Raw genomic sequence first — 6,718 nt, forward strand, 5'->3', positions numbered from 1 at the left:
AACTCAGTTTGAACTGCTGACCCGTGTACTTCAACCCGGCTATATCACGCCGGCGACGACCAGCACGATCACGACAATGACCACGATGCCAAGACCGCCCGTCGGCCCATAACCCCACGAACGGCTGTGCGGCCACGTCGGAAAAGCTCCGATGAGGAGCAGGATCAGCACAATTAGAAGAATAGTTCCCAACATATCAATTACCTCCGCTTGGTTTGACAGGACCTGCCTGTCACGACAGCCGTGCAGCGCGCGGTGGGGCGAGCTTGCGAAAAGGCAGTATCGATGCCTTGGGATTGAGCAATCCATGTGCCCAAAGGCGAGCGTCGCGCACGCGAATTTGTTTGAAACGACCGTCCGCGTCTGTGCGAGGCGTTGTTCCGATTAATCGGGACGCCAGGCGGTTCGCCCCCTACCCAGGACTTGCTCCTGCTGCCTTAAGGGGCTGTGGTGCAAATTACGGGTGTGAGCGAAAAACGGTGTATTCACCATTGCATCATCGTGCTGAAAGGACTGCCTTCCAGACAGCGGGCGCAGTGGTATCTTCGAGGCGCAACCGTGCGAGGCCGAACTGACCTTTGCGGATGCGATGCATCAACTCGACGCCCGATATCGTAATGGCCGCATTCCTGAGGCGTTTGAAGCCAAGCATTGCATTGACCCTGGGCTTGATGTTGAGATGATCCTGCTCGATCAAATTGTTCAAATACTTCGACGATCGCAACGTCGTGTCCGCAGGCAAGAACTGGTCCGCCTTCATTTCGCGCACCGCGCGGTGAGACGCAGCGTACCCGCCAGCGTGATGGTCTTCGGAGCGAGCCCTTGACTGCTGGTCGCTTTCGCGAGGAAGGCCTTGGCCGCAGCGACATTGCGCCTGGCGCTGAGCCGGAAGTCGACCGTCTTTCCCGCGCGGTCGACTGCACGGTAAAGATAGACCCATTTGCCGCGGACTTTCACATACGTCTCGTCGACTTTCCAGGAACGACCAGCGGATTTCGCAAACCGGTCTCAGCGCTTGACGAACTCCGGTGTGAAGCGTTTGACCCAGCGCATGATCGTAGTGTGCGCCAGCGACAGCCCGCGCTCGGCCATTATTTCAACGAAGTCTCGAAGGCTGAGCTCGTAACGCAGATACCAACGCACACACAGGACGATGACTTCGCGGTCAAAGTGGTGGCCGTTGAACAGCCTGTCGATGTCTGCCAGCTTACTCATAGCTTGCTCGGGCTCGTCAAAACCCGAGCTTAACCTACCGGAGGCTCCGATTTGCACCGGAACCTGAGATGCGACTTGCCACTTCCAGGAGGGATGGCTCGGTCCCGGTTCGTCGGCCCTATGAAAGCATAGGCATTAAAAAAATTTGCCAACTTCGTGTAAATTGATCGAATATGCCGTCAAAAATTTGGTAATTCGACTGTCAGGTAGGATGGCGGAGAGGGCGCCCCGCAAGGGTGCGGGCTTATTGTTATTAAAGTTATAGCCCTGTATAGTGCGACGACGATGCGTGAACCCTGTAATTGGGCGCCGTCGGCGAGTTGGAAGGCATACGCGCGTTCCCTCGCGGCAAAGGGAACGGAAAATTAAAGCCAGAAAAGTCGGCGCAAAGCTGAGTAATCGCTGCGCGTACCGGGTTTCATCTCCGTCGATAAATCGACCGGCTTGAATTGGCGATATAGGTCAAAACTTGGAACGAGCGACGCATGCTTGGTGAGACATCACCGGGCTGTGTCATGCTTGCAGTTTGGCAAATAAGCGAATCGCTAAGAATAGCGTTAATTATCGAAGTCATGGCAAACCAATATTGTTTGCAATCGGGGGCCATATGAAGATCGGCGCACCGCGTGTCGTGGTTATTACGGGCGGCAGCGCCGGGCTTGGGCGCGCACTCGCGTTGTGCTATTGCGCTCCGGGCATCACGTTGGGGCTGGTTGGCAGAAATATCGAGCGACTCGAATCCGTTGCGTCGGCGTGCCGCGCGCGCGGCGCAGAAGTCGTGGTCGGCTGCCTCGATGTGCGTGATTCGGCTTCGGTACAGGACTGGATGCTCAATTTCGATTCGCAATACCCGATCGATCTGCTGATCGCGAATGCCGGTGTCGCGAGTACGCTGAGCTCGCAGGACGATTGGGAAGGTGTGGAGAAGACCTCGGAGGTGGTCGATACAAATCTGTATGGCGCGTTGCACACGGTGCTGCCGGCTATCGAACGGATGCGCACGCGGCATGCTGGACAGATCGCGGTCGTCAGTTCGCTTGCCGCATTGAGGGGCATGGCCATTTCACCGGCATATTGCGCGAGTAAGGCGGCTTTGGTCGCGTACTGTGATTCGGTTCGCCCGATCCTCGCTCAAGATCGTATTGGCATGTCAATCGTCATGCCGGGATTTGTCCGTACGGCAATGAGCGACGTTTTCCCCGGTAACAAACCATTCATGTGGAGCGCGGAGAAAGCCGCCCTGCATATCAAGAAGCGTCTTGCGCAGGGTCGTGTGGAAATCGCTTTCCCATTCACTCTGGCACTAGGCATCAAATTGCTGCGTCTGCTGCCAGTGGCTGTGGCAGACCTGATTCTCGGCCGTCTGTCCTATCTTCCTCGCCGGATGATGTGAACGTGGTGATCGGAATTGCAATTGCGGCCATTGTGGTCGTATGCTCGTTTGGCGTAGAGGCAATCGCGGTTCCTCGGTCGTCGCTCAACCGGCCATTGGCAGCCCTGGCGCTACACGTTGCAGCGCTCGCGATGGTGGCTGGCGGCAGTCTTGCGGTAACGGGGCGCGCGTTTTTTTCCTGCGCCGTTGCTGTCGTGCTGATCGCACTGCTCGCGGTCATTAGCAACGCAAAATATGAGTCGCTGCGCGAGCCCTTTGTTTTTACCGATCTGACATTGTTCGGTCAGGCATTTTCCCATCCGCGTCTTTATTTGCCGTTCCTCAGTTTCGGGAAGGTTCTTGCCATCCTGGCTGGCGTGGCAGCGGTAACTGCAGGGTTCCTCATGGAAACGCCGCTGGCACTGCCGGGGCGTTGTGTAGCAGGCTTGATCGCGATTGGTTGCGTACCGCTCTGTCTCGCCCTCTCGCGCCGCGTGTCGCCGACGCTGCAGCCCTTTGCGGATCAATCGAGACTGGGTTTCTTCGCAGCCTTCCTGGCCTATCTGCTGAACGGACTGGCGAGCAAGGAAAAACTTGCGTTCGCTCGTACCGTCGAGGTGGGGCCGTTTTCGAGCGGCCATCCGGACACGCATCCCGACGTCATCGTCATTCAGAGCGAATCGTATTTCGACGCTCGCCGGCTGGGCGACTCGATTCTGCCCGGCCCCTATGTCCATTTCGACCGCGTCAGGCGCGAGGCTTTCGAACACGGCCGCCTGACGGTGCCCGCATGGGGCGCGAATACCATGCGCAGCGAATTCGCGTTGCTAACGGGTTTGCCGTCGGCAGCGCTGGGCTACGCGCGCTTTTATCCGTATATCTATGTGCGCCAGGCGTGTGCGTCGCTGGCAGGCTATTTCAGACGAGGTGGATATCGAACGGCCGCGATCCATCCCTATTACGCGGATTTTTTCGGACGGAGTAGAGCCTTTCGACTAATGCATTTCGACCGCTTTCTGGATATTAAAGACTTCGCCAATGCGGACCGTGTAGGGCCTTATGTCGGAGATGATGCGGTGGCGGACGCTATCGTCACGCTCCTGCAGGAGCGTGACGACAAACCGACGTTCGCGTTCGCGATTACCATGGAAAACCACGGTCCACTGCATATGGAGCCGGTTGCCGCAGGTGAGTCCGCATCGCGGCACAGCCTTGGGGACGATCCCCGCTGGCACGAACTGACCGCCTACCTTCGCCACGTCGAAAACGCGGACGACATGCTCGGCAAGCTGACCGATTACCTTCGAAAACGGCATCGTCCTGCCGTCTTATGTTTTTACGGCGATCACGTTCCTGCTTTAAGCTCTGTCTTCGATGAGCTCGGAAACGAGCCGACCCATAGTGATTACCTTATTTGGCGCAACTTTGGGGGCGATCTCGGTGATCAACGAGACGTCCCCGTTGAGAGTCTCGGTTTCGCGATACAGCGCGCAATGATGTACGAAGACCGCATCGGAACCGAGTTGCAGCAGGCGTCAGCATGACGATGAAAAAAAAAATTGCGATTATCGGGACAGCATGCCGCTTTCCCGGCGGAGTTGAGGGAGCCGATGACTTCTGGCAACTGCTTTGCGACGAGCGCGACGCGGTCACCACCGTTCCGTCGGACCGTTTCGGCATTGCCTTTCACCAGCATCCCTCGAAACAGGAGCCTGGCAAGAGCTACACGTTTGCAGCGGGCGTGCTTGACGACGTAGCGGGTTTCGACGCCGCTTTCTTCGGCGTCTCGCCGCGCGAGGCAACCCAGATGGATCCGCAGCAGCGATTGCTGCTCGAACTCGCGTGGGAGACTTTCGAAGACGCGGGCGTACCGCCGGCGACGATGCGCGGTCGCGATTGTGGCGTATTCGTCGGCGTTGCCGGCATGGATTACGGCAACCGCAACATGCTGGATGTGAACTCGACCGATCCATATTCGGCGACCGGCAACACGCTTAGCATCGCGTCGAATCGCGTCTCCTACATGTTTGACCTGCGCGGTCCCAGCATGTCCGTCGACACCGCATGCTCGTCATCGCTCGTCGCGCTTCATCAGGCCATTCAGGCCTTGCAGTCGGGCGAGACAGAGATGGCGCTCGCCGGTGGTGTCAATCTGCTGCTGCATCCATTTGGTTTCGTCAGTTTCTCGAAGGCGTCCATGCTATCGCCGCGCGGACGCTGCCGCGCATTCGACTCAACGGGCGATGGCTACGTGCGCGCCGAGGGCGGCGCCTTCGTTCTGCTGAAGCCGCTTGATAGGGCGCTGGCAGACGGCGACACGATCCATGCGGTGATCGCCGGGTCCGGAGTGAACTCAAACGGTCATTCTCACGGTGGTATCAGCGTGCCGTCGGCAGAGACGCAGGCTGAACTGCTACGCACGGTCTATCGGCGCGCGGGTATCGATCCCCGTTCGCTGGCGTATCTGGAGGCACACGGCACGGGAACCGCGGTAGGCGATCCGATCGAGGCGCGCGCGCTGATCGACGCCGTCTCCGGCGGCCGGCCCGCGACCGATCCGCTGCTGATCGGCTCGGTCAAGACCAACATCGGCCACCTCGAGACCGCTTCGGGCATGGCTGGCCTGCTGAAGGCCATCCTGTGCCTGAAGCATCGCGCGGTACCGCGCTCGCTGCATTTCGACACGCCCAATCCTGGCATCGATTTTGATGGCGGCCGCTTGCGCGTGGTCGATCGCCTCACGCCGCTCAAACGGACCGGCAATGCGCCATTGACGATCGGCGTCAATTCGTTCGGCTTCGGGGGCACGAATGCACATGTTGTCCTGACCGAGGCCGTACAGCAGGACCGCCTCGACTCACCGCCGGTGCATCGGGCCGACGGGCCATTGCCGTCGCTGGTGCTGACGGCACGTTCAGATGCCGCGCTGGCGGCACTGGCGACACGCTATCTCGAGCGTTTGCAGGCGGGCGCCGAATGGACCGCCCTCGCGGCTAACGCGGCCCGCAGCCGGCAATGGCTGCCGCACCGCGCGATCATTGCGCCGGCCACGTCAGACGAAGGACGCACCGCGCTGACGGCCTTGATGGCGCAGCAGGAGAGCGTCACGCTGCCCGCGTGCATCGCGCGGGGCGAGGCGACGGAAACGCCATCCCGAGTGGCGTTGGTCTTTGCGGGCAATGGCTGCCAATGGGCCGGAATGGGCAAACAGCTCTATGTCGAAGACCCGGTGTTCCGGGCCGCGCTCGACGAGGTCGATACGCTCTGGCGCGCGGACGGCAGTGCCTCGCTCGTCACGGCGATGCGCGAAGGCGTCAGCGAGGCATGGCTTGCGGCAACGGACCATGCGCAGCCGCTGCTGTTCGCGATCCAGGTGGGTATCACGCGCGTCCTGACGGCACGTGGCGTATGTTTCGACGCGGCAGTCGGCCATAGCGTCGGCGAGATCGCCGCCGCGTGGGCAGCGGGCGCGCTGACGCTTGCCGGAGCCGTACGCGTGATCAGGACTCGTAGCAGCGCGCAGGCATTGACGCGGGGGAGCGGCCGGATGGCCGCAGCCGGCATCGGCGCAGCGGCCGCGCGTGAGTTGATCGCGCAGCTGGATCTGGCGTCGGCAGTCGAGGTGGCCGGGACCAACAGTCCAGAGGCCGTGACGCTAGCCGGTTCACGGGAGGGACTGGCGGAGATCGGCTCGGTGCTTGCCGCCAGCGGCGACTTCTTCCAGATGCTCGATCTCGACTATGCGTTTCACAGCAGCCGCATGGACGCCATCGAGCCGATCGTGCGCGAGGGCCTGGCCGATCTCGCGCCGTGCGACGGCGACAAGCTTTTTGTGTCGACGGTAACGGGTGACGTGTTGCCAGGCGGAGCGCTCGATGCCGCCTACTGGTGGCGCAATATCCGCGAGCCCGTCCGCTTCGGCGAAGCGATCGAACGCCTTGCCAACGACCGCGTGCGGGTGTTCATCGAGGTGGCGCCGCACTCGACCCTGCGCACTTATGTGAAACAGACGCTCGCAGCTCACAACGTGCCCAGCGCTGTGGGGGGGGGGGGGGGGGGGGGGGGGGGGGGGGGGGGGGGGGGGGGGGGGGGGGGGGGGGGGGGGGGGGGGGGGGGCGGGCGGGGGGGGGG

At 61.0% G+C, this 6,718-nt stretch carries 4 protein-coding genes and 1 pseudogene; 3 read left to right on the forward strand and 2 right to left on the reverse strand.

All coding sequences use genetic code 11. The features are described from left to right. Window positions 1-39: 39 nt before the first annotated feature. Window positions 40-195 (reverse strand): DUF3309 family protein, encoded by a 156-nt coding sequence (locus PQQ96_RS41280; protein ID WP_082855462.1) that lies wholly within the window; start codon window positions 193-195, stop codon window positions 40-42. Window positions 196-496: 301 nt separating this feature from the next. Continuing rightward, window positions 497-1,215: pseudogene (locus PQQ96_RS41285) on the reverse strand (IS6 family transposase). A 607-nt stretch (window positions 1,216-1,822) separates the two neighbouring features. Between PQQ96_RS41285 and PQQ96_RS41290 the strand changes: the two are divergent. The 3 genes from PQQ96_RS41290 to PQQ96_RS41300 form a co-directional block, all read left to right on the forward strand. After that, window positions 1,823-2,608 (forward strand): SDR family NAD(P)-dependent oxidoreductase, encoded by a 786-nt coding sequence (locus tag PQQ96_RS41290; protein WP_408303062.1) that lies wholly within the window; start codon window positions 1,823-1,825, stop codon window positions 2,606-2,608. Beyond that, a complete protein-coding gene (locus PQQ96_RS41295; protein ID WP_408303064.1) occupies window positions 2,605-4,131 on the forward strand; it encodes an LTA synthase family protein in 1,527 nt (508 codons plus the stop codon). Before PQQ96_RS41290 ends, PQQ96_RS41295 begins: the two co-directional genes overlap by 4 nt. Window positions 4,132-4,133: 2 nt before the next feature. Then, the coding region (locus PQQ96_RS41300) for a type I polyketide synthase (protein WP_408303066.1) at window positions 4,134-6,718 on the forward strand (2,585 nt) is incomplete at its 3' end.

This window comes from Paraburkholderia sediminicola (genome assembly GCF_046027825.1).
Classification (GTDB): Bacteria; Pseudomonadota; Gammaproteobacteria; order Burkholderiales; family Burkholderiaceae; genus Paraburkholderia; species Paraburkholderia sediminicola_D.

Bases quoted from the DNA above. Each gene is read 5' to 3' on its own strand.
- PQQ96_RS41280 (WP_082855462.1), bottom strand. From the start codon at position 195: ATGTTGGGAACTATTCTTCTAATTGTGCTGATCCTGCTCCTCATCGGA.
- PQQ96_RS41290 (WP_408303062.1), top strand. From the start codon at position 1,823: ATGAAGATCGGCGCACCGCGTGTCGTGGTTATTACGGGCGGCAGCGCC.